The organism is Streptomyces sp. NPDC028635 (assembly GCF_040637635.1).
Classification (GTDB): domain Bacteria; phylum Actinomycetota; class Actinomycetes; order Streptomycetales; family Streptomycetaceae; genus Streptomyces.
This window is the reverse complement of record NZ_JBEZWX010000017.1, coordinates 1-18,735: the sequence shown is the minus strand read 5'-3', so window position 1 is coordinate 18,735 and position 18,735 is coordinate 1. Positions and strand designations below refer to the sequence as shown.

19 protein-coding genes, 1 tRNA gene and 1 pseudogene are annotated in these 18,735 nt (G+C 72.6%); 12 read left to right on the top strand and 9 right to left on the bottom strand.

Annotated elements, in window-relative coordinates; genetic code table 11:
- Position 1 precedes the first annotated feature (1 nt).
- Positions 2-1,147 (top strand): DUF475 domain-containing protein, encoded by a 1,146-nt coding sequence (locus AB0E88_RS19695; protein ID WP_361631953.1) that lies wholly within the window; start codon positions 2-4, stop codon positions 1,145-1,147.
- Between the two features lie 104 nt (positions 1,148-1,251).
- A complete protein-coding gene (locus tag AB0E88_RS19690) occupies positions 1,252-1,989 on the top strand; it encodes a Tellurium resistance (RefSeq protein WP_361631951.1) in 738 nt (245 codons plus the stop codon).
- A 10-nt stretch (positions 1,990-1,999) separates the two neighbouring features.
- Here AB0E88_RS19690 and AB0E88_RS19685 read toward each other — a convergent pair whose 3' ends face one another.
- A complete protein-coding gene (locus AB0E88_RS19685; protein ID WP_361631949.1) occupies positions 2,000-2,824 on the bottom strand; it encodes a TerD family protein in 825 nt (274 codons plus the stop codon).
- Between the two features lie 189 nt (positions 2,825-3,013).
- On the opposite strand from AB0E88_RS19685, the gene AB0E88_RS19680 reads away from it, so the two are divergent.
- Genes AB0E88_RS19680 through AB0E88_RS19670 form a run of 3 tightly spaced genes read left to right on the top strand, consistent with a single transcriptional unit; the run spans position 3,014 to position 7,607 of the window.
- Positions 3,014-4,183, top strand: a complete 1,170-nt coding sequence (locus AB0E88_RS19680) for an HpcH/HpaI aldolase/citrate lyase family protein (protein WP_361631947.1) — start codon at positions 3,014-3,016, stop codon at positions 4,181-4,183.
- An 11-nt stretch (positions 4,184-4,194) separates the two neighbouring features.
- Positions 4,195-6,789, top strand: a complete 2,595-nt coding sequence (locus AB0E88_RS19675; protein WP_361631945.1) for a phosphoribosyltransferase — start codon at positions 4,195-4,197, stop codon at positions 6,787-6,789.
- Positions 6,789-7,607 carry an HAD family hydrolase gene (locus tag AB0E88_RS19670; RefSeq protein WP_361631943.1) on the top strand — a complete coding sequence of 273 codons (819 nt, stop codon included), beginning with the start codon at positions 6,789-6,791 and terminating at the stop codon, positions 7,605-7,607. Before AB0E88_RS19675 ends, AB0E88_RS19670 begins: the two co-directional genes overlap by 1 nt.
- A gap of 83 nt (positions 7,608-7,690) precedes the next feature.
- Here the strand turns inward: AB0E88_RS19670 and AB0E88_RS19665 are convergent, their stop codons facing one another.
- Complete coding sequence (locus AB0E88_RS19665; protein WP_361631941.1) at positions 7,691-7,906, bottom strand: zinc ribbon domain-containing protein; 216 nt, start codon at positions 7,904-7,906, stop codon at positions 7,691-7,693.
- Between the two features lie 37 nt (positions 7,907-7,943).
- Positions 7,944-9,320 carry a hypothetical protein gene (locus AB0E88_RS19660; RefSeq protein ID WP_361631939.1) on the bottom strand — a complete coding sequence of 459 codons (1,377 nt, stop codon included), beginning with the start codon at positions 9,318-9,320 and terminating at the stop codon, positions 7,944-7,946.
- A 138-nt stretch (positions 9,321-9,458) separates the two neighbouring features.
- Here AB0E88_RS19660 and AB0E88_RS19655 point away from each other — a divergent pair.
- Positions 9,459-9,853: pseudogene (locus AB0E88_RS19655) on the top strand (hypothetical protein); the annotation flags it as partial.
- Positions 9,854-9,901: 48 nt separating this feature from the next.
- A tRNA-Val gene (locus AB0E88_RS19650) sits at positions 9,902-9,973 on the top strand.
- A gap of 109 nt (positions 9,974-10,082) precedes the next feature.
- Here AB0E88_RS19650 and AB0E88_RS19645 read toward each other — a convergent pair.
- Complete coding sequence (locus AB0E88_RS19645; RefSeq protein WP_361631937.1) at positions 10,083-10,598, bottom strand: hypothetical protein; 516 nt, start codon at positions 10,596-10,598, stop codon at positions 10,083-10,085.
- A 224-nt stretch (positions 10,599-10,822) separates the two neighbouring features.
- Between AB0E88_RS19645 and AB0E88_RS19640 the strand changes: the two genes are divergently transcribed.
- Entirely contained in the window at positions 10,823-11,167 is a 345-nt protein-coding gene (locus AB0E88_RS19640; protein WP_361632157.1) for a DUF6153 family protein, read from the top strand.
- Positions 11,168-11,254: 87 nt separating this feature from the next.
- Positions 11,255-11,920: a DUF305 domain-containing protein gene (locus AB0E88_RS19635; protein WP_361631935.1), complete on the top strand. Its 666-nt coding sequence runs from the start codon at positions 11,255-11,257 to the stop codon at positions 11,918-11,920.
- Positions 11,921-11,972: 52 nt separating this feature from the next.
- Here AB0E88_RS19635 and AB0E88_RS19630 read toward each other — a convergent pair whose 3' ends face one another.
- Entirely contained in the window at positions 11,973-12,338 is a 366-nt protein-coding gene (locus tag AB0E88_RS19630) for a hypothetical protein (RefSeq protein WP_361631933.1), read from the bottom strand.
- Positions 12,339-12,445: 107 nt separating this feature from the next.
- The gene (locus tag AB0E88_RS19625) at positions 12,446-13,357 is read right to left on the bottom strand and encodes a 2-dehydropantoate 2-reductase (RefSeq protein WP_361631931.1); all 912 of its coding nucleotides are present in this window, start codon (positions 13,355-13,357) and stop codon (positions 12,446-12,448) included.
- A gap of 101 nt (positions 13,358-13,458) precedes the next feature.
- Here AB0E88_RS19625 and AB0E88_RS19620 point away from each other — a divergent pair, with 101 nt between their 5' ends.
- On the top strand, positions 13,459-13,689 hold the full coding sequence (locus AB0E88_RS19620) for a DUF2277 domain-containing protein (RefSeq protein WP_361631929.1): 231 nt from the start codon (positions 13,459-13,461) through the stop codon (positions 13,687-13,689).
- 515 nt (positions 13,690-14,204) lie between these two features.
- Here the strand turns inward: AB0E88_RS19620 and AB0E88_RS19615 are convergent.
- From AB0E88_RS19615 to AB0E88_RS19605, 3 genes are all read right to left on the bottom strand, one after another.
- Positions 14,205-14,840 (bottom strand): VTT domain-containing protein, encoded by a 636-nt coding sequence (locus tag AB0E88_RS19615; RefSeq protein WP_361631927.1) that lies wholly within the window; start codon positions 14,838-14,840, stop codon positions 14,205-14,207.
- 238 nt (positions 14,841-15,078) lie between these two features.
- Positions 15,079-15,534 (bottom strand): DoxX family protein, encoded by a 456-nt coding sequence (locus tag AB0E88_RS19610; RefSeq protein ID WP_361631925.1) that lies wholly within the window; start codon positions 15,532-15,534, stop codon positions 15,079-15,081.
- A gap of 179 nt (positions 15,535-15,713) precedes the next feature.
- A complete protein-coding gene (locus tag AB0E88_RS19605) occupies positions 15,714-16,367 on the bottom strand; it encodes an HNH endonuclease family protein (protein ID WP_361631923.1) in 654 nt (217 codons plus the stop codon).
- 402 nt (positions 16,368-16,769) lie between these two features.
- On the opposite strand from AB0E88_RS19605, the gene AB0E88_RS19600 reads away from it, so the two are divergent.
- Positions 16,770-17,351, top strand: a complete 582-nt coding sequence (locus tag AB0E88_RS19600; protein WP_361631921.1) for a TMEM165/GDT1 family protein — start codon at positions 16,770-16,772, stop codon at positions 17,349-17,351.
- A 194-nt stretch (positions 17,352-17,545) separates the two neighbouring features.
- A complete protein-coding gene (locus AB0E88_RS19595) occupies positions 17,546-18,205 on the top strand; it encodes an HAD-IA family hydrolase (RefSeq protein ID WP_361631919.1) in 660 nt (219 codons plus the stop codon).
- The last annotated feature ends 530 nt before the right edge of the window (positions 18,206-18,735 follow it).

The following is an 18,735-nucleotide window of genomic DNA, read 5'->3' as shown; positions in this document are numbered from 1 at the left end:
AGTGCTTCTGAAAACCTTCGGCTGGTCGTTCGCGGTCACCGCGCTCGGCCTGGTCGCAGCGGTCTTCTACGGGGGGTGGGAGGCCTTCGGCATCGTGGCGATCCTCTCCATCCTGGAGATCTCGCTGTCCTTCGACAACGCGGTGGTCAACGCCGGGATCCTGAAGAAGATGAGCGCCTTCTGGCAGAAGATCTTCCTCACCGTCGGCGTCCTCATCGCGGTCTTCGGCATGCGCCTGGTCTTCCCGGTCGTCATCGTCGCGATCAGCGCCAAGATGGGCCCCCTGGAGGCCGTCGACCTCGCGCTCAACAACAAGGACCGCTACCAGCAGCTGGTGACCGACGCCCACCCGGCGATCGCCGCGTTCGGTGGCATGTTCCTGCTGATGATCTTCCTCGACTTCATCTTCGAGGACCGGGACATCCAGTGGCTGCGCTGGATCGAGCGGCCGCTGGCCAAGCTCGGCAAGGTCGACATGCTGTCGGTCTGCATCTCCCTGATCGTCCTGCTGATCACCTCCTTCACCTTCGCCACCCACGCCCACCAGCACGGCGGCGCGCACGCCGACAAGGCACAGACGGTCCTCATCGCCGGTATCGCCGGTCTGATCACCTACATGATCGTCGGCGGTCTGTCCGGCTACTTCGAGGACAAGCTGGAGGAAGAGGAGGAGCGCGAGCACGAGGAGGAGGAAGAAGCCGCCCGCAGCGGCAAACAGAAGCCGGCGATCGTCCTGGCCGGCCAGGCCGCGTTCTTCATGTTCCTCTACCTCGAGGTCCTGGACGCGTCCTTCTCCTTCGACGGCGTGATCGGCGCGTTCGCCATCACCAACGACATCGTCCTGATGGCCCTCGGCCTCGGCATCGGCGCGATGTACGTCCGCTCGCTCACCGTCTACCTGGTCCGCCAGGGCACCCTCGACGACTACGTCTACCTGGAGCACGGCGCCCACTACGCCATCGGCGCCCTCGCGGTGATCCTCATGGTCACCATCCAGTACGAGATCAACGAGGTCATCACGGGCCTCGTCGGCGTCGTCCTGATCGCCTGGTCCTTCTGGTCCTCCGTGCGCCGCAACAAGGCGCTCGCGGCGGCCGGCGGAGACGCCGGCTCCGACGACAAGGCGGAGGTCCCCTCCGGGGTGTGACGACCTCCCCTGCGAGGGAAAGCTTCACGGCGGGGCGGCCGGCGGAGGACGACTCCTCCCCACGGCCGCCCCGCCGGTCTGTGCTGTGACACCTGGGGGCGGGAATGGGACTCTTCGACGGGCTGCTCGGCGGACGCGCCGCCGACTTCGACTCGGGCAACGCCGCGACCAACGCCATCGAGCTGACCAAACGGCACCGCCAGGTCTCCCTCACCCAACAGGGAGCGGCCACCGGCAACCTGCGGATCAACCTGGCCTGGCGGATGCGCACCTCCGACATCGGCGGCTCCCAGCGCGAAAGCCTGCTGCGCCACCCCTTCCGGGCGCTCAAGCCGCCGGAGGTGCTCGAACACAGCCAGTCCATGGTCAACGTCGACCTGGACCTCGGCTGCCTGTACGAGCTGACCGACGGCACCAAGGGGGTCGTCCAGCCGCTGGGCGGCTATCTCGGCGACGTCAACGCACCGCCGTACGTCAAACTCAGCGGCGACGACCGGTTCGGGTCCGGGTCGGGGGAGACGATGTACGTCAACCTCGACCACCGCGAGGACATCAAACGGCTGCTGGTCTTCGTCTACATCTACGACCAGACGCCCGCCTTCGACCGTACGCACGCCATCGTCACGCTGTACCCCAGCAACGGGCCGCGGATCGAGATCGGACTCGACGAACGGCACCCGCAGGCCCGCTCCTGCGCCGTGGTGATGATCGAGAACGTGAAGGGGGAACTCCTCGTCCGGCGTGAGGTGAAGTTCGTGTACGGCTTCCAGGGCGAGATCGACCGGCTGTACGGCTGGGGACTCCAGTGGGGCAGGGGCTACAAGGCCAAGGCCGGACGGTAGCCCCGCCCCGTCAGCGCCCGACGAACTGCGGACCCATCGGCGGCAGGCGGAAATCCGGGTCCGGGGCGGTCACCGGCTGCGGATAGCCGTAGCCGTCCGCCGCCGCCGGGGGATAGCCGTACGCCGGCCGGCTGTCCGGCTGCGGATAGCCGTACGCCGGCTGCAGCGGGGCCGTGGGCGGGGGCTGCTGCGGATAGCCGTAGCCCGGCTGCGTCGGCACCGCCGACGGCGTCTCCGGGGGCAGGGGCTGGGACGGCGGTGCGGTGGCCGCCGGCTGGTCGCCCGCCTGCTCCTCCGACTCGTCCACCGAGATGCCGAAGTCCGTCGCCAGGCCCTTCAGGCCGTTGGAGTAGCCCTCGCCGAGCGCGCGGAACTTCCAGCCCTCGCCCCGCCGGTACAGCTCCCCGCAGATCAGTGCCGTCTCCTCACCGGTCTCCGGCCGGATCGTGAACGACGCCAGCGCCTCACCGTCCGCCGCCGCGTCGTACACCAGGATGCTCAAGTCCCGCACCCGGTCGAAGGCCACCCCGTCCGCCGAAGCGACCAGCAGGATGCGCGAGACCCCCGCCTCCACCCCCGCGAGGTCCGTCTGGATCGTGTCCGTCAGCCCCTCGGCCAGCCGCTTCTTGCCCAGCCGCCACACCGCCCCCGACGGATGCCGGGGCTGGTTGTAGAACACGAAGTCCTCGTCCGAACGCACACGGCCGCCGGAACCCAGCAGCAACGCCGAGGCGTCCACGTCCGGCACGTCCTGCCCCGGAGACCAGCGCAGCACGGCACGGACCGTCGTGGCCTCGACGGGGACGTTCGACCCCTTCAGCATCGCGTGCGTCATGCCGTCATCCTGCCTTCTGAGTCCTGTCCACGACAACGCGGGGTGGCCCCGCACCGGCACAGCGCTGCCCCGGGCGCGTTACCGGAAATTCATGCCCCGCGGGAACTCCGGACATGGATCCGTACGTACTATTACCGGCCACCTTTTACCGCAACCACAGGCCAGAATCCTGCGCCCCAGGGGAGATACATGCGTCATTTCGGGCACATCGCCCCTGAGGTGCGAGAGCGGCTGTTCCACCGCCAGCCCTGCGAGTTCACCACCGACTCCCCGGCCCGGCTGCTCTCCGCGGCCCTCGGCGCCACCCTGTACAGCCCGGCGACCCGCCCCCGGCTGGCCGACGACATCGTCAAGCAGGCCGCCCGCGGCGTCGTGTCCATGGTGCTGTGCCTGGAGGACTCCATCGGCGACGAGGACGTCGCACACGGCGAGGACAACCTCGTCCGCCAGTTCGCCGACCTCGCCGCCCTCCCGGACGCGGACCGGCCCCTGCTGTTCATCCGGGTCCGCACCCCCCGCCAGATCCCCGACCTGGTACGCCGCCTCGGCCCGGCCGTGCGCCTGCTGTCCGGATTCGTACTGCCCAAGTTCACCGAGGAACGCGGCATCCCCTTCCTCGAGGCCCTCGCCCTCGCCGAGGCCGACTGCGGCCGCCGCCTGTTCGCCATGCCGGTCCTCGAATCCCCCGAGCTGCTCTACCGCGAATCCCGCGTGGAAACCCTCGAGGGCATCTTCCGCGCCGTCGACAAATACCGCGACCGCGTCCTCGCCCTGCGCCTCGGCGTCACCGACTTCTGCTCCAGCTACGGCCTGCGCCGCGCCCCCGACATGACCGCCTACGACGTCCAGATCGTCGCCTCCGTCATCGCCGACGTCGTCAACATGCTGGCCCGCGCCGACGGCACCGGCTTCACCGTCACCGGCCCCGTCTGGGAGTACTTCCGCGTCTCCGAGCGCATGTTCAAGCCGATGCTGCGCACCAGCCCCTTCCTGGAGGGGCAGGCCGTCGAACTGCGCGAGAGACTGATCGAGCACGCCATGGACGGACTGCTGCGGGAGATCTCCCTCGACCAGGCCAACGGCCTGCTCGGAAAGACCTGCATCCACCCCTCCCACGTGCTGCCCGTGCACGCGCTGTCCGTCGTCAGCCACGAGGAGTACAGCGACGCCCAGGACATCCTCAAACCCGAACGCGGCGGCGGGGGTGTCCTCAGGTCGGCCTACACCAACAAGATGAACGAAGTGAAGCCGCACCGCGCCTGGGCCGAGCGGACCCTGCTGCGCGCCGAGGCCTTCGGCGTCGCCGACGAGGGCGTCAGCTTCGTGGAACTGCTCGCCGCCGGCATACCCGGCCGATGACACAGGGACGGATGAAGAACGCAGTGAACAACGGGGTCTGGACCGGCACCTGGGTCGCCGAGCGGCTCGGCGTCGAACTCGTCGGCGACGACGGGCTCACCGAGCTGCTGGGACTCGCGCTGCGCCGCAACCCCAAGCGCGCCCACCTGCTCGTGTCCCACGTCCTCGGCAAGCACGTCCCGCAGTCACCGTCGGTCGTCCACGGCTCCGGCCTGGCACTCGGCCGCCGCGTCCGGGCCCTCCTGGGAGCAGAGGAAGCGGCCCGCGCCGTCGTCCTCGGCTACGCCGAGACCGCGACCGGCCTCGGCCACTGCGTCGCCGACGGCCTGGGCACCGCGCCCTACCTGCACTCCACCCGCCGCCCCGTGCCCGGCGTACCCCCGGCCGGAGGCTTCGAGGAGTCCCACTCCCACGCCACCACCCACCTGCTGCTCCCGGAGAACCCCGCCCTGCTGGCCGGCGACGGCCCGCTGATCCTGGTCGACGACGAGTTCTCCACCGGCAACACGGTCCTCAACACGATCCGCGACCTGCACGAGCGCTACCCCCGGCGACGGTACGTGGTCGTCGCCCTGGTCGACATGCGCTCGGCGCAGGACACCGGCCGCCTCGCCGACTTCGCACGGGAGATCGGCACCAGAGTGGATCTCGTGGCAGCGGCATCGGGCACCGTGAAACTGCCCGACGGCGTGCTGGAGAAGGGACGGGACCTCGTGGCGCAGCACGAGGCAACCCACCCGGAGGCGCGCGGCAGTGACCTGTGCGGCTCCGCCGCCATGGGGGTCCCTCCCTGTTCGAGCGAAGCCGAGAACCCGGGGGAGCGACCCGCCACGACACACCCGCACCCGCCCCGCAACCGCGCCACCCGGGTCGACCTGCGCTGGCCCCCCGGCCTGCCCGACGGCGGCCGCCACGGCTTCACCCCCGAACACCGGGCCCGCCTGGACACGGCCCTGCCGACGATGGCGGCACGCCTCGCCGAAGCCCTGCCCCACACAGCGCACCGCGTCCTCGTCCTCGGCAACGAGGAACTGATGTACGCCCCCCTCCGCCTCGCCCGCGAACTGGAGCAGATCACCGACGCCGAGGTCCGGTTCTCCACCACCACCCGCTCACCCGTCCTCGCCGTCGACGACCCCGGCTACGCCATCCGCACCCGCCTCGTCTTCCCCGCCCACGACGACCCCGCCGACGGCCCCGGCGAGCGCTACGCGTACAACGTGGCCGGCGCCGGCTTCGACGCCGTCGTCGCCGTCGTCGACTCCGCCGGCGACACGGACGCGCTGCACGCCCCCGGCGGACTCCTCGACCGGCTCGCCGCGCACACCCCGCACGTGGTCCTCACGGTCGTACCGTCGTACGCCCCCGCGCCCGCCCCCGAAAGGCCCGCCATGCTGCCCGAGCCACTCCGTGGCCCCGCCTTCTCCTCCTACGCGCCCGAAGAGGTCGGCTGGCTGCTGCAGGACCTCTCGGACGTCACCCTGGAGGCGCCCACCGAGGAGCGCGAGGAGGCCATCCAGAGCGGCGGCGCCCACTACGCCGAATCACTGCCGGTGGAGTACCAGCCCAGCGAGCAGTACCAGGACCTCTTCCACCAGGCCCTGGACGTCTCCGCGGCACGCATCGCGCACGCCGTCGGCGTCGTGACCGAGACAGTCATCGCCGAACTCCCCCTGCGCGGGCACCGCAGGCTCGAAGCCGCCCGGGCCGCGCGCGCAGGCACCCCCACCCCCCGCCCCGTCCTGGTCTCCCTCGCCCGCGCCGGCACCCCCGTCGGCATCCTCATGCGCCGCTGGGCGCAGTACCGGCACGGCCTCGACCTGCCGCACTACGCCGTGTCCATCGTGCGCGGCCGCGGCATCGACGCCAACGCCCTGCGCTGGCTGGCCGCCCACCACGACCCCGCCGACGTCGTCTTCGTCGACGGCTGGACCGGCAAGGGCGCCATCACCCGCGAACTCGCCCAGGCCGTCGAAGAGTTCGAGAAGCAGGAGGGGATCACCGGCTTCGACCCGGAGATCGCCGTCCTCGCCGACCCCGGCTCCTGCGTCCGCACCTACGGCACCCGCGAGGACTTCCTCATCCCCTCCGCCTGCCTCAACTCCACCGTCTCCGGCCTGATCTCCCGCACCGTGCTGCGCGCCGACCTGGTCGGCCCGCACGACTTCCACGGCGCGAAGTTCTACCGCGAACTCGCCGGATCCGACCTGTCGAACGCCTTCCTCGACGCCGTCGCCGCCCGCTTCCCCGAGGTCGCCGACACCGTCGACACGGCCGCCAAGGAACTGCTCGCCGGCGACCGCACCCCCACCTGGGCGGGCTGGGCCGCCGTCGAGCGGATCAGCGAGGAGTACGGCATCCACGACGTCAACCTCGTCAAGCCCGGCGTCGGCGAGACCACCCGGGTGCTGCTGCGCCGGGTGCCGTGGAAGATCCTGGCCCGCGAAGGCGCCGGCGCCGACCTCGACCACGTCCGCCTGCTCGCCGAGCAGCGCGGCGTCCCCGTCGAGGAGGTCACCGGACTCCCCTACACCTGCGTCGGCCTGATACACCCCCAGTACACGCGCGGCGCGACCGGCGCCGACGGCAAGGCGGTGACCCTCTGATGCCGGTACTGGTGGCAAGCGACCTCGACCGCACACTCATCTACTCCTCGGCGGCCCTCGCCCTGACCATGCCCGACGCACGGGCACCCCGCCTGCTGTGCGTGGAGGTCCACGAGAGCAAGCCGCTGTCCTACCTGACGGAGACGGCGGCCCAGCTGCTGACCGACCTCGGCGACACGGCCGTCTTCGTCCCCACCACCACCCGCACCCGCAAGCAGTACCAGCGCATCAACCTGCCCGGCCCGCCCCCGGCGTACGCGATCTGCGCCAACGGCGGCCATCTGCTGGTCGACGGCGTGACCGACGCGGACTGGCACGCGGGCGTACAGACCCGGCTCGCCGACGAGTGCGCGCCGCTCGCGGAGATCCAGGACCACCTGATGCGCACCGCCGACCCCGTCTGGGTCCGCAAGCACCGCACCGCCGAGGACCTCTTCGCCTACCTCGTCGTGGAACGCGAGCTGCTCCCCGAGGAATGGGTGAAGGAACTCGCCGCCTGGGCGCAACCCCGCGGCTGGACGGTGTCCCTGCAGGGCCGCAAGATCTACGCCGTACCGGGTCCGCTGACCAAGAGCGCGGCGGTACGCGAGGTCGCCCGCCGCACCGGCGCGGACCTCACCCTGGCCGCCGGCGACTCCCTCCTCGACGCCGACCTCCTGCTCGCCGCCGACCGCGGCTGGCGCCCCGGCCACGGCGAACTGGCCGACGAGGGCTGGACGGCCCCCCACATCACGGCACTGCCGGAGCGGGGGGTACTGGCGGGGGAGAGGATCGTCCGGGAGTTCCTGAGAGCGACGCGGACGGCAGCACGCCCCTGAGAGGCGCGGGGAACGCCGCGATCACCCCCTACGGACCCGCGATCAACCCCCACGGACCCGCGGCCGCCCCCGCACCTGTCCGCTCAGCCGCAGCACCCTCCACCACAGCAGCCGCCCCCGCCGCCGCTCGCCCGCGGCGCCGGGGCGGACGCCGTGCCGCCCACCGCCACCGTCGACAGCAACTTCACCGTGTCCTCGTGCCCGGCAGGGCACCGCGCCGGCGCGGACGACTCCGCCATGGGCCGGCTCAGCTCGAAGGTGTCACCACAGGTACGGCACCGAAAGTCATAGCGAGGCATGCCAGAAGACTAACCGGGCAGCGACCCGGCGTGGGGGCTACCCGGCATGGTGACCGCGCTCCTCGCGGATCTGCGCCACCACCCGCGCCACCGACTGCCGCACCGCCTCCGTCTCGGTCAGGAAGTGCCAGTAGTCGGGATGGCGACCGCCCTCCACAGAGGCGACCGCCCGGTCCAGCCGCGCCACCGCGTCGTCCAACGGCCGGGCATGCCGCGGATCCGGCGTCGTACGGCCCGTCATGGCGAGCCGCTGCGCGTCCCGGATCGCGAACCGGGTCCGCTCGACCTCCTGCCGCGGATCCTTCTGCACGGCGTTCAGCCGCCGCAGCCGCTCACCGGCGGCCGACACCGCCTCGTCGGTCGCGTTCAGCAGCGCCCGCACCGTCGACAGCAGCGCCGTCGCGTCGGCCCAGCGCTGCCCGTCCCGCGCGGCCTGCGCCTCCCGCAGCTTCAGCTCGGCCTGCCGCACGTTCTGCGCGGCCTGCTCCGGCACCGGCTGCAAGTCCTGCCAGCAGGCCGCCGTGAAACGCCGCCGCAGCTCGCTCAGCACCGGCTCCACCTGCCCGGCCCGGGTCGTCAGCGCCTGCGCGCGGGTCCGCAGCGACACCAGCCGGTGGTCGATCTCGGCCGCCCGCTCCGGCAGCCGCTCGGCCTCCGCCCGGATCGCCTCGGCCTCCCGCGCCACCCGCTCGGCACGCTCCAGCGTCGGCCCCACCCCGTGCTGCCCGGCCCCCTGATTGAGCTTCGTCAGCTCCGGCGACAGGGCGGCGAGCCGCGCCGCGAGATCGTCGGCCTTCAGCCCCGACTGCCGTACGGCGTCCAGCGCGACCGTCGCCGCCAGCAGCGCCTGCCGGGCCCGCTCCACGGCCGGCGCGACCCGCGCCAGCTGCGTCTCGGCCTTGCCGAGCAGCGGCCCGAGCCCCTCGCCGAACCGTTCCAGCTCCCGCTTGACCTGCTCCAGCTCGTCCTTGGCCCCGCTCAGCTCGGTGCGCGCCCGTGCGGCGGCCGACGCCTCCAGATCGTCGCGATCCAGATCATGGGCGTCCACGGCCGCGATGTACCGCTGGGAGACCTCGTCGATGCGCCGCCCGAGCGCCGCGAAGTCGGCGACCGCGCGCCGGGCGGCCGGGGAGTCGTCCACCGCCGTGATCGTCTCCACGGAGATCCGCAGGTCCCGCTGCGCCGTGTCCAGTTCGTAGAAGGCAGCGGCGGCGGCGTCCTTCGCGGCCTGCGCCTCGGCCCGCTGGCTCTCCGCCCGCCCGCCGAACCACCGCCGCGTGCCACCACCGGCGAAGGCCGCGGGCAGCGCGAGCACCGCCACGAGCGGCAGCCCCACCAAGGTGAGCGTGTCCCGTAGGGCGCGCGCATACGACACCGACGGCGACGAATACGGCTGCGCTGGTGTCGCCGTCACATCCCTCTCCCGTGCTGCGTTCGACCCTGCCCGCTGTCATTCTCCCACCGCTGAAAGACGAACACACGAGCCGGTCAGTTCGCCACGGCCCGCTGTTTTTCCACCACCACCGGAGGCGGGCACGCCACGCCCGCGGGAGTCGTCCCGGCGTACACCAGTGGGGTGCTCGGCACTGGCAGAAGCCGCTGTCCACCCCGCGACGTGAGATCACACGCCACGACGCCGCCGCGGTGGCGATCGGTCGGCGTGCCCTCGGTCATCCGATCCGGCGTCGGACGGCACCGCCCCCACACGACCGGAGAGATCGTGCGGGGCATCGGACCGTCCAGGCCGGGCCGGGGAGCCGGGGGCACGAGGGAACCCGCCCCCGGCTCCCCGGATCACGGGCACGCCCCGTGCAGCCGGAGCCGGTGCGAAAGCGGGTGACCAGCGTGCTCAACACCACTTGGGGCACGCGGTCGAGCCTGCGCCCTGTCGGCAGGACGCAGATGCGCTCGGCTCTCAGAAAACGGCTACGCCTGCTCACGCTGTAACGGTTTGCGGGTCACGGCCCGGGACAATGTAGGCTGTCGGCTTGTCCCGGGTGCGTAGCTCAGTGGTAGAGCGCCTGCCTTACAAGCAGGATGTCGGCGGTTCGAAACCGTCCGCGCCCACTGACCATCAGGTCCAGGTCCGGACATAGCGGCGGCCCCTCGGAGGTTTCTCCGGGGGGCCGTCGTCGTGTCCGAGCCCCGCCGCGTCACACGGTCACCGCGTGCCCCGTCAGTAGTTCGCGTTGGCCAGGATCTCGCCGTTCTTGTCGTACACCGTCACGAGGCCGTTCTTGGACTCGTAGCAGGACGTGAACGCGGACGCGATCAGTTTCCCCTCGCCCTGGTGCGGGCCCGTCATCCCGCCGGAGAAGTCGGTGAACACCTCGGCCGAGTCGAGGATGTCGTTGCGCTTGTCGGCGCCGGTCACCTTGGTGACGTGCCGGGCGGCGGCCTTCTCGGTGGCCGTGCCGTCGGCGGCGACGCACTCCTGGAACTCCTGGGCCTGGGTCTTCTCCTTCTTCGCCGGGGCCTTGTCGGTGGTGTCCTTCCTGGGCGTGTCCACAGCCGTGACGGCCTTGTCCTTCTTCGACGTGTCGCCGGAGTCCCCGCCCCCGCCGCCGGCGACGGCGGCGATGACGACGACGGCGACGACACCCAGGCATCCGAGCCCGGCGACCTTGCCCACCTTGCGCTTCTTCGGCGGCTGCGCGGTCGGTGCGGCGTACGGCTGCTGCTGGTGGCTCATCTGTGCCCCCCGGGGGTTGTGTGGTTCTTGTGACTGTGCGACCTGTGGGGGAGCCGTGCGGTTGCCGCACGCCGCGGAAGCTCACCTGATCGGGGGGCACTGGTGACGTGAGGGTGACGCGGCCAGGGGTCTTCGCCGGGTCGGGGCGACAGCTGCCTACGATGGGGCGCGTGCGTCGGTTCGAGGTGGGGTTGTCCGTGGTGCCGCGGGTGCGGTGGCGGCGGATGGTTGCCGTGCTCGGACTGCTGGCCGGGCTGCTGGGGATGCACGCGCTGGCGCCCGGCGGGGTCGTGCCGGAGCGGCATGTGCCGATGAGTGCTCCGGCTGTCGTGGTCGCCGGGGACGGGTGCGCGGGGAGCGACGGACACTGCGGTGGCGGGCATGCGCGGCATGCGGACGTCACCTGCGCCTCCCCGGCGGTGAGCGGCGGGCCCGAGCTGCCCGCGCCGGTCGCCGACCCGGGACCCGTCGTCGTACCGCCCGGTGCGCGGTGTGCGTACGTCGGTGCCGCGCCCGACGGGGCCCGCGCCCCGCCCTCTCTGGCCGAACTCCAACTCCTGCGGATCTAGACACCGCCCGTGCCGTGCCGTCGTTCGTTCCACGGCGCGGTGCGTTCGCGTGTCTCAGATTTCCCTTCTTTCAGCAGGAGTTCCCTCATGAGCTGTACCACCCGTACCCTCGCGCGCCGTTCCGGTCTGGCTGCGGTGGGGCTGAGCGCCGTCTTCGTTCTCGCCGCCTGTGGGGGCGGAACCGGGGACGGCGGGCACCAGGGGCACGCCGCGCCCTCCGCCTCTGCCCCCGCGTCCGGGGGCGTGAGCGCGGGGGCGCACAACGCGCAGGACGTGGCCTTCGCGCAGGGCATGATCCCGCACCACCGGCAGGCGCTGGAGATGGCGCGGCTCGCTGCCGACCGGGGGTCGTCCGCGCGGGTCAAGGACCTCGCGGCGCGGATCGAGAAGGCGCAGGACCCGGAGATCCGGACCATGAGCGGCTGGCTGACGGCCTGGGGTGAGGACGTGCCCCAGGACGGCGGCTCGGACATGCCCGGGATGGATCACCACTCGGCGCACTCCGGTGCGTCCGGCATGGCCGGGATGCCCGGGATGATGGGCGAGCAGGACATGGCCGAGCTGCGGAAGGCCTCGGGCGAGGACTTCGACCGGCTGTTCCTGACCATGATGGTGGAGCACCACAAGGGTGCTCTGGAGATGGCGAAGGCCGAGCAGGCCAAGGGTGCCTACGGGCCCGCGAAGGAGACGGCCGGTGACATCGTCACCGGCCAGAGCGCCGAGATCGCGGAGATGAACGGGCTGCTCGGCTAGTCCGCCGTCGAGGCCCTGGCCCCGGGTCGGGGCCAGGGCCTCCGCCGGCCCCCTAGCCCTCGGTCCCGGCGTCGCCCTCTCCTTCGCCGGGTGGGGTCTCGTGCGCGTGCTTGAGCCGCGAACGGGCCTCCACCCGGCTCTCGGGCGCTATCTCGGACCAGAAGCGGTGTGTGGTCACGAACACCGCCAGCTCGTGCTCGCGGCGCCGGAGCTTCTCCACCTCGGCCTGCTCGTCGGCGGTCCAGCCGGGGGAGGCGGGGCGCTCCAGCTTGCGCCAGCCGTTGTCGTCGCTGAAGCCGTCCAGCGGCTCCACCGACCAGGGGAGCCGCTTGAGCAGGGCCGACAGTTCGGCCCGGACCTGATGCAGCTCCTCCTGGCCGGCGAGGAGGTCACTGGGGAATTCATAGGTCGTAGCCACAGCGCAATGCTACGCCTGTTCGAATTGAGGCAGCGAGCTGCTTCTGGGGCTTCACTCGAATGAGTGCACGAGGCGCCGGTACGCGCGTTCCCCTCCCGTCGCCGCGCTCAGTGCCCCGCCTCCCGCAGCTCCCGCACCACCCGCGACGCCACCGGGACGGGCACCCCGTGCCGCTGCGCCGCACGCAGCAACGCGCCGCCGATCGCGTCGAGTTCGAGCGGGCGGCCCGCTTCGGCGTCACGTTGCATGGAGGACTTCGTGGCGGCCGGGAAGGTGTCATACCGGGCGAGGGACGCGGTCGGGTCGCCGGGGCCGCCGCAGGCGTGACTGACCGCCGCCGTCTCCTCCGCCAGGGCGGTCAGCTCGTCGCGGTGGCGGGTGCGCAGCTCGCCCATGGGCAGGCCGTGGCGCGTGGTGAGCAGGGCCATGGGGGCGAGGAAGGCCATCTTCGCCCACAGGGTCGCGGCCTCGTCGGCCCGCACGCGGGTGGTGACACCGGCGCCGGAGAGCGCCTCGGCGAGCGCGGTCAGCCGGTCCTGCGGGACCGGATCACCGGTGAGGTCGACCTCGGCGAAGGCGGTGCCGTGTTCGATCACACCGGGGGCGGTCCGGGTCGACTCGACGCGGATGACGGCCGGGGCGACACGGTCGGGCCGGTAGCGCTCGCGCAGGTGCGCCGGGTGCTCGACGCCGTTGAGGAGCGGGACCAGCAGGCCGTCGCCGAGGACGGCGGGCGGAACGCGGGTGAGGGCCGCGTCCAGCGCCGTGTGCTTGACGGCGACCAGGCAGGCGTCGGCCGGCTCGCGCAGCTCGGTGTCCGCCTCCACCGGGACGGTGAAGTCGCCGAACAGGCCGCTGCGGACGCTGATACCGGTGCCGCGCAGCGCGTCGGCCGTGTTCTCGCCGGCGAGGCAGATCACGCGGTGGCCGGCCCGGGCGAGCAGGGCCGCGAGCAGCCCGCCGACGCCGCCGGGGCCGAGGACGGCCACGGTGAGCCGGTTCTGGGTCGTGAGGGTCATCGGTGTGTCCTCTCGTCGGTCGGCCCCATGGACGGTGGCCGCCTGGAGGAGATCATCGCAGCGCGCTGCGGACCGGCCGGGCGAGGGGCCAGACTTGAGGCATGTGCCGGAGTATCAAGACCCTGCGTCCGCCCGTGCTGCCCGGTGAGGCCACCGAGGACGACATCCGGGCCGCCGCCCTGCAATACGTACGGAAGGTGTCCGGCTTCCGGGCGCCCGCCGCGCACAACCGGGAGGTGTTCGACCGCGCGGTGGAGGAGATCGCCGCCGCCACGGCCCACCTCCTCGACGAGCTGGAGGTCCGGGGCGCCCCGGCGCGGCGGGCGGGATAGCGGCCGTGCGGTGGCCCGTGCGCGCCGGGTGACCGCTCGGGCCGCCTGTCCCCTCGACGGCGCGGCCCCTGCCCCCGTCCGCCGGCCCCGCGAGGCCGGGGTCGATGCCGACGGCGGCGCGGGCTGCCTGAGGAGGCGGTCCCACGGTGGGCGGGTTCTCGCCAGGGTGGGCAGGCCCGCCCCTCGGCGGCCCGCCCGGCGGGGCGGCGGTACCACCGCTCGGTGACCCCCCGCCGCTGGACCGATGCGGGGCACCGCCTGGTGACTCCACGCTGGGCCGGTGCGGCCACCGCCGGGTGGCTCCCCGCTGGGCCGGTGCGGCCACCGCCGGATGGCTCCTCGCTGGGCCAGTGCGGGCCACCGCCGGATGGCTCCTCGCTGGGCGTGCGCAGATCACCGCCGTGTGGCTGCCGGTGGCCGTCTGGGCGTGCGCAGATCACCGCCGTGTGGCTGCCGTGTGGCCGCCCGGCGTACGCAGATCCCGCCGTGTGCCGGCCGGGCGGCCGTCCGGACGGCTACTGGCCGGCCGTCGCCGCGCCCTGGACCGGTCGGCGGCGCATCACGTACACCGCCGCCGCGCCCGCGGCGAAGAGGGCCGCCACCGACACGCCCGTGGCGAGCCAGGTCGCGCCGAGCCAGTGGGCGCCGTAGTAGCCGAGGGCGGCGCTGTAGCCGGCCCAGGACAGGCCCGCCAGGGCGGACCAGGGGAGGAAGTCGCGGGCCCGGTGGTGTGCGGCGCCGGCGCCGAGGGAGACGACCGAGCGGCCGGCGGGGGCGAAGCGGGCGAGGACGACCAGGGGGCCGCCGCCCCGGGCGAGAGCGGCGCCGAGACGTTCCTGCGCGCGGCTCAGCCGGCGGGAGCGGGCGATCGCGCTGTCCAGGCGGGCCACTCCGCGCCAGGCCAGGCGGTAGGCGACGAGGTCACCGAGGACGGAGGCCGTCGCCGCGGACAGGATGAGGAAGAGCAGGTCGGGAACCTTGGCGGGGGCCGGCGCACCCGCCGCTCCGGTGCCCGCAGCGGCCGCCGTGGCCGCCGTGATGACGAGGACGCCGCTGGGCAGGATCGGCAGGAACACGTCCAGCAGGACCGACGCCGCGACGACCGCGTAGATCCATGGGCTGCCGGTCAGCACCCCGACACTCTCCAGCACTGCGACTCCCCGTGATCCCCCGTGGGCCGTACCGTGCCGCGCGAGCGCGGGGAGCGGCAGTGACCGGCCGATGACAGCCATACAGCGTACGCCCGAGGTGGGACAGGTGATCCGCCGGGGGTTCCTGTGTCGGAAGTCGCGCCGCCACGGGGCGAGGGGCGCCCCGTCCGGGAGCGCCCCTCGCCGTACTACGGATACTCCGGCGCCGGAGCCGTCGGGCCGCCGCCCGTGGTGTCCGTCAGGCGGCCACCGGCGTGCGCTCCGGTGCCGGCCGCTCCGCGCTCTCGCCGCGCCGGGACAGCAGCCGGTCCACACCGAAGGCCCCGGAGCCGGTGAAGACCAGCAGGAAGAACGCCCAGCAGAACATCGCCGACGCCTCGCCGCCGTTCTGGATCGGCCACAGGGCCATGCCCTGGTGCACGTCGAAGTAGGCGTACGCCATCGAGCCGGAGGCCACCAGGGCCGCCGCGCGCGTGCCGAGGCCCAGCAGGACGAGGCCGCCGCAGACCAGCTGGATCACGGCCGCGTACCAGCCGGGCCAGGTGCCGGTCGCGATCGTGCCGCCGTTGCCGCCGGTCGCGCCGCCCAGGACGCCGAAGAGCGAGGCGGCGCCGTGGCAGGCGAAGAGCAGGCCGACGACGACGCGGAACAGGGCGAGCACGTACGGCTGCGCGCCGTTGAGGCGTGCGGTCATGTGGGGGCTCCTTCGGTGGTCGAGCGGAACGACCTCGGCGGACCGGTCGTGGGGACGGCGGCACCGAGTGAGCCCAAAGGTTAGGCAGACCTAACGAGTACTTGCAAGTTCAACATTAGGCCACGCATGACTGCCCGGCCGCCGCCCCATGGCTGTCACGGGGGCGGCGGCCGGTCCGCTCAGCAGCTCGCGAGGTAGTTCGTGAGCGCGTTCTTCTCGGCGGTGTCGACGGAGAGGTCGTAGTAGTACTTCACCTGCACCCAGGCCCGGACGTAGGTGCAGCGGTAGTCGGAGCGCGAGGGCATCCAGGTGGCCGGGTCCTGGTCGCCCTTGGCCTGGTTGACGTTGTCGGTCACGGCGATGAGCTGGGGGCGCGTGAGGTCGTTGGCGAACGCCTGGCGCTGCGCGGTGGTCCACTTGCTCGCGCCGGAGTCCCAGGCCTCGGCGAGCGGTACGAGGTGGTCGATGTCGAGGTCGGAGGCGGCGGTCCAGGTGGCGCCGTCGTACGGCGAGTACCAGCTGCCGCTGGTGGCGGCGCAGGAGGAGTCGGTGACGACGTTCGTGCCGTCGCGCTTGAGGACGGTCTCGCGGGTGTTGCAGGCGCCGCTGATGGTGATCCAGTGGGGGAACAGGTCGCGGCTGTAGCCGGTGCGGTTCTCGGTGGCGACGGTGAGCTGGGCGAGGTAGCTGCGGGCGGTGGCGGCGCTGACCGGGGTGGGCAGCGCGGCGGAGGCGGTGGGGGCGTTGAAGAGGGCGGCGGAGGCGGTCAGCGCGGTGAGCGCGGCGAGTATGCTCACCCGTCGACGCGCGTAGAACCGTGTGGAAATGGCCATGCGAACTCCCGTGTGGGGTGGGGGTGTTGGGCTGCGGGCGCGAGAATGCTCGCGCTGCCGTGTTGCGGGGAGATGTGCGCGCGGTGAGAGGCTAGTGACGCGTTCATGACACGACAAGGTTCACGGTCGAACTTTCCGCGCCGCACGAGGTCGCCCGCTCTTCCCGTACGATGGGTGGCGCAGAAGGGGAGTAGCTCTTCGCCGGTGTCGTCGACATACTGCTCGGTCAGCCCGAGCCGGCGCCCGGAGGCGGATCCCGCGGTTCCGCCAGCGAGACCTTCGGCAACGCAGTGCACGCCCGTGTCGTACGGCACGGGTGCTCGAGTGTGCTGCCGTGCCGAGGTGTCTTGCGCGTGACGTACCGCACTCTCGGTGGGGCAGCCCCCGACCGATAGAGGAACCTTGATCAGCATCACCGTGACGGCGCTCGTCTTCGGCGTCATCTTCCTGGCCGAGCTGCCGGACAAGACCGCGCTCGCCGGCCTCGTCCTCGGCACGCGCTACCGCGCCTCGTACGTCTTCGCCGGTGTCGCCGCCGCCTTCACGCTCCACGTCGCGCTCGCGGTCGCGGCCGGCAGCGTGCTGACCCTGCTGCCGCAGCAGATCGTGCACGCGCTCACCGGTGTGCTCTTCCTGGGTGGCGCGGCCGTGCTGCTGATGAAGAAGGGCGAGGACGAGGAGGAGGTGCGCCGGCCCGAGAACCAGAGCTTCTGGAAGGTCGCCGGTGCGGGCTTCATGCTCATCCTCGTCGCCGAGTTCGGCGATCTGACGCAGATCATGACGGCGAACCTCGCCGCGCGCTACGACGACCCGCTGTCCGTCGGTCTCGGCGCAGTGCTGGGTCTGTGGGCGGTCGCCGGCCTCGGCATCGTCGGCGGAAAGGCCCTGATGAAGCGGGTCCCGCTGACGCTCATCACCAAGGTCGCGGCCCTGCTCATGCTGGCGCTCGGCGTGTGGAGCCTGTGGGAGGCGGTGGCGGGGTGAGCGCGGCGCCCCGGTCCGCGCGCCGGCCGGTCCCGGCTGAACGGTCGGTGAACTGTCGCCGGGGTGGTGGCGGGACGCCCTCCTCGTTTTGTACCGTGGAGGAACAAAGTGGTTCCCGCCCGTTTTCCCTGACCGGCGGGCGGGACCACCTTGTCCCCGCGGGGGCTTGATCACTCACTTCCTGGGAGTCGCCGATGCCGGCCACCGTCCTCACCGCCCGTGCCCTGCTGCTCGACATGGACGGCACGCTCGTCAACTCCGACGCCGTCGTGGAACGCATCTGGCGTCGCTGGGCGGCGCGGCACGGACTCGACGGCGACGAGGTGATGAAGGTCGTCCACGGACGGCAGGGCCACGCGTCGATGGCGGTCCTGCTGCCCGACCGCCCGAGGGAGCAGAACCTCGCGGACAACGCGCGGATGCTCGCCGAGGAGACGGCGGACGTGGAGGGGGTGGTACCGGTGCCCGGCGCCCCGGAATTCCTCGCCTCGCTGCTCCGGCTCGGCGTCCCGCACGCGTTGGTGACGTCGGCGGACGTCGCCCTGTCCGGCGCGCGGATGGCGGCGGCGGGACTGGCGCTGCCGTCGGTCCGTATCACGGCGGAGAGCGTCGGCGCGAGCAAGCCGGACCCCGAAGGCTTCCTGAAGGGCGCGGCCGAGCTGGGGGTGCCGGCCGCGGAGTGCGTGGTCTTCGAGGACTCCGGGGCGGGCATCGCGGCGGGGCGCTCCGCGGGGATGCGGGTGGTGGGCGTCGGCCCGCGCGCTGCCGCGCACGACCCCGACGTATGCGTCCGCGACCTCACCCACCTGCGGCTGGAGAACGCCGGGGATGGGTTGTTCCGCCTCCACGCCTAGGCTGCGCCCGGCATCGCGGGTGGGCTGCACGCCCGGCGTTCCCTGTGCGGCAGCATGCCGCCGCTCCCACTCTCCGAGTGGCCTGTGCGGGCGCGTGGTGGCTGGTCGCGCAGTTCCCCGCGCCCCTAGGGGGTTGGCGGGGGCCGTCGGTCGTGGACGGAGCGTCCGGCTGGGGTGGGCGGTGCGTGGGGGCCGCGGGGGTTCGTTGGCCTGTGCGGGTGCGTCGTGGTTGGTCGCGCAGTTCCCCGCGCCCCTAGGGGGTTGCGGTTGCCGTCGGCTTTGACGGGCCGCCCGCGCTGCGGCCGGAAGGGTCGACGGGCTGCACCCGCCGCCTTGGAGGACGGCCCGCGGCAGCTGGAAGGGTCGACGGCCTGTACCGCCGCCTTGGACGGGCTGCCCTCGGCGGCCGGAAGGGGCGACGGGCCGCAGGCGCGTACGGCGGGGAGGGGACGGGGTGGGGGGTGTCCGCCCGCAGCGGCCGGCACCGAGACACTGAGCGCTCGTCGGGGACGGGCGGCCGGACCGAGGAC

Coding starts and splice junctions, on each gene's coding strand:
- AB0E88_RS19670 (WP_361631943.1), top strand. CDS start 6,789: ATGCCGGTACTGGTGGCAAGCGACCTCGACCGCACACTCATCTACTCC.
- AB0E88_RS19610 (WP_361631925.1), bottom strand. CDS start 15,534: ATGACCGCACGCCTCAACGGCGCGCAGCCGTACGTGCTCGCCCTGTTC.
- AB0E88_RS19640 (WP_361632157.1), top strand. CDS start 10,823: ATGGTTGCCGTGCTCGGACTGCTGGCCGGGCTGCTGGGGATGCACGCG.
- AB0E88_RS19680 (WP_361631947.1), top strand. CDS start 3,014: ATGCGTCATTTCGGGCACATCGCCCCTGAGGTGCGAGAGCGGCTGTTC.
- AB0E88_RS19625 (WP_361631931.1), bottom strand. CDS start 13,357: ATGACCCTCACGACCCAGAACCGGCTCACCGTGGCCGTCCTCGGCCCC.
- AB0E88_RS19595 (WP_361631919.1), top strand. CDS start 17,546: ATGCCGGCCACCGTCCTCACCGCCCGTGCCCTGCTGCTCGACATGGAC.
- AB0E88_RS19690 (WP_361631951.1), top strand. CDS start 1,252: ATGGGACTCTTCGACGGGCTGCTCGGCGGACGCGCCGCCGACTTCGAC.
- AB0E88_RS19620 (WP_361631929.1), top strand. CDS start 13,459: ATGTGCCGGAGTATCAAGACCCTGCGTCCGCCCGTGCTGCCCGGTGAG.
- AB0E88_RS19665 (WP_361631941.1), bottom strand. CDS start 7,906: ATGCCTCGCTATGACTTTCGGTGCCGTACCTGTGGTGACACCTTCGAG.
- AB0E88_RS19675 (WP_361631945.1), top strand. CDS start 4,195: ATGAAGAACGCAGTGAACAACGGGGTCTGGACCGGCACCTGGGTCGCC.
- AB0E88_RS19605 (WP_361631923.1), bottom strand. CDS start 16,367: ATGGCCATTTCCACACGGTTCTACGCGCGTCGACGGGTGAGCATACTC.
- AB0E88_RS19685 (WP_361631949.1), bottom strand. CDS start 2,824: ATGACGCACGCGATGCTGAAGGGGTCGAACGTCCCCGTCGAGGCCACG.
- AB0E88_RS19635 (WP_361631935.1), top strand. CDS start 11,255: ATGAGCTGTACCACCCGTACCCTCGCGCGCCGTTCCGGTCTGGCTGCG.
- AB0E88_RS19645 (WP_361631937.1), bottom strand. CDS start 10,598: ATGAGCCACCAGCAGCAGCCGTACGCCGCACCGACCGCGCAGCCGCCG.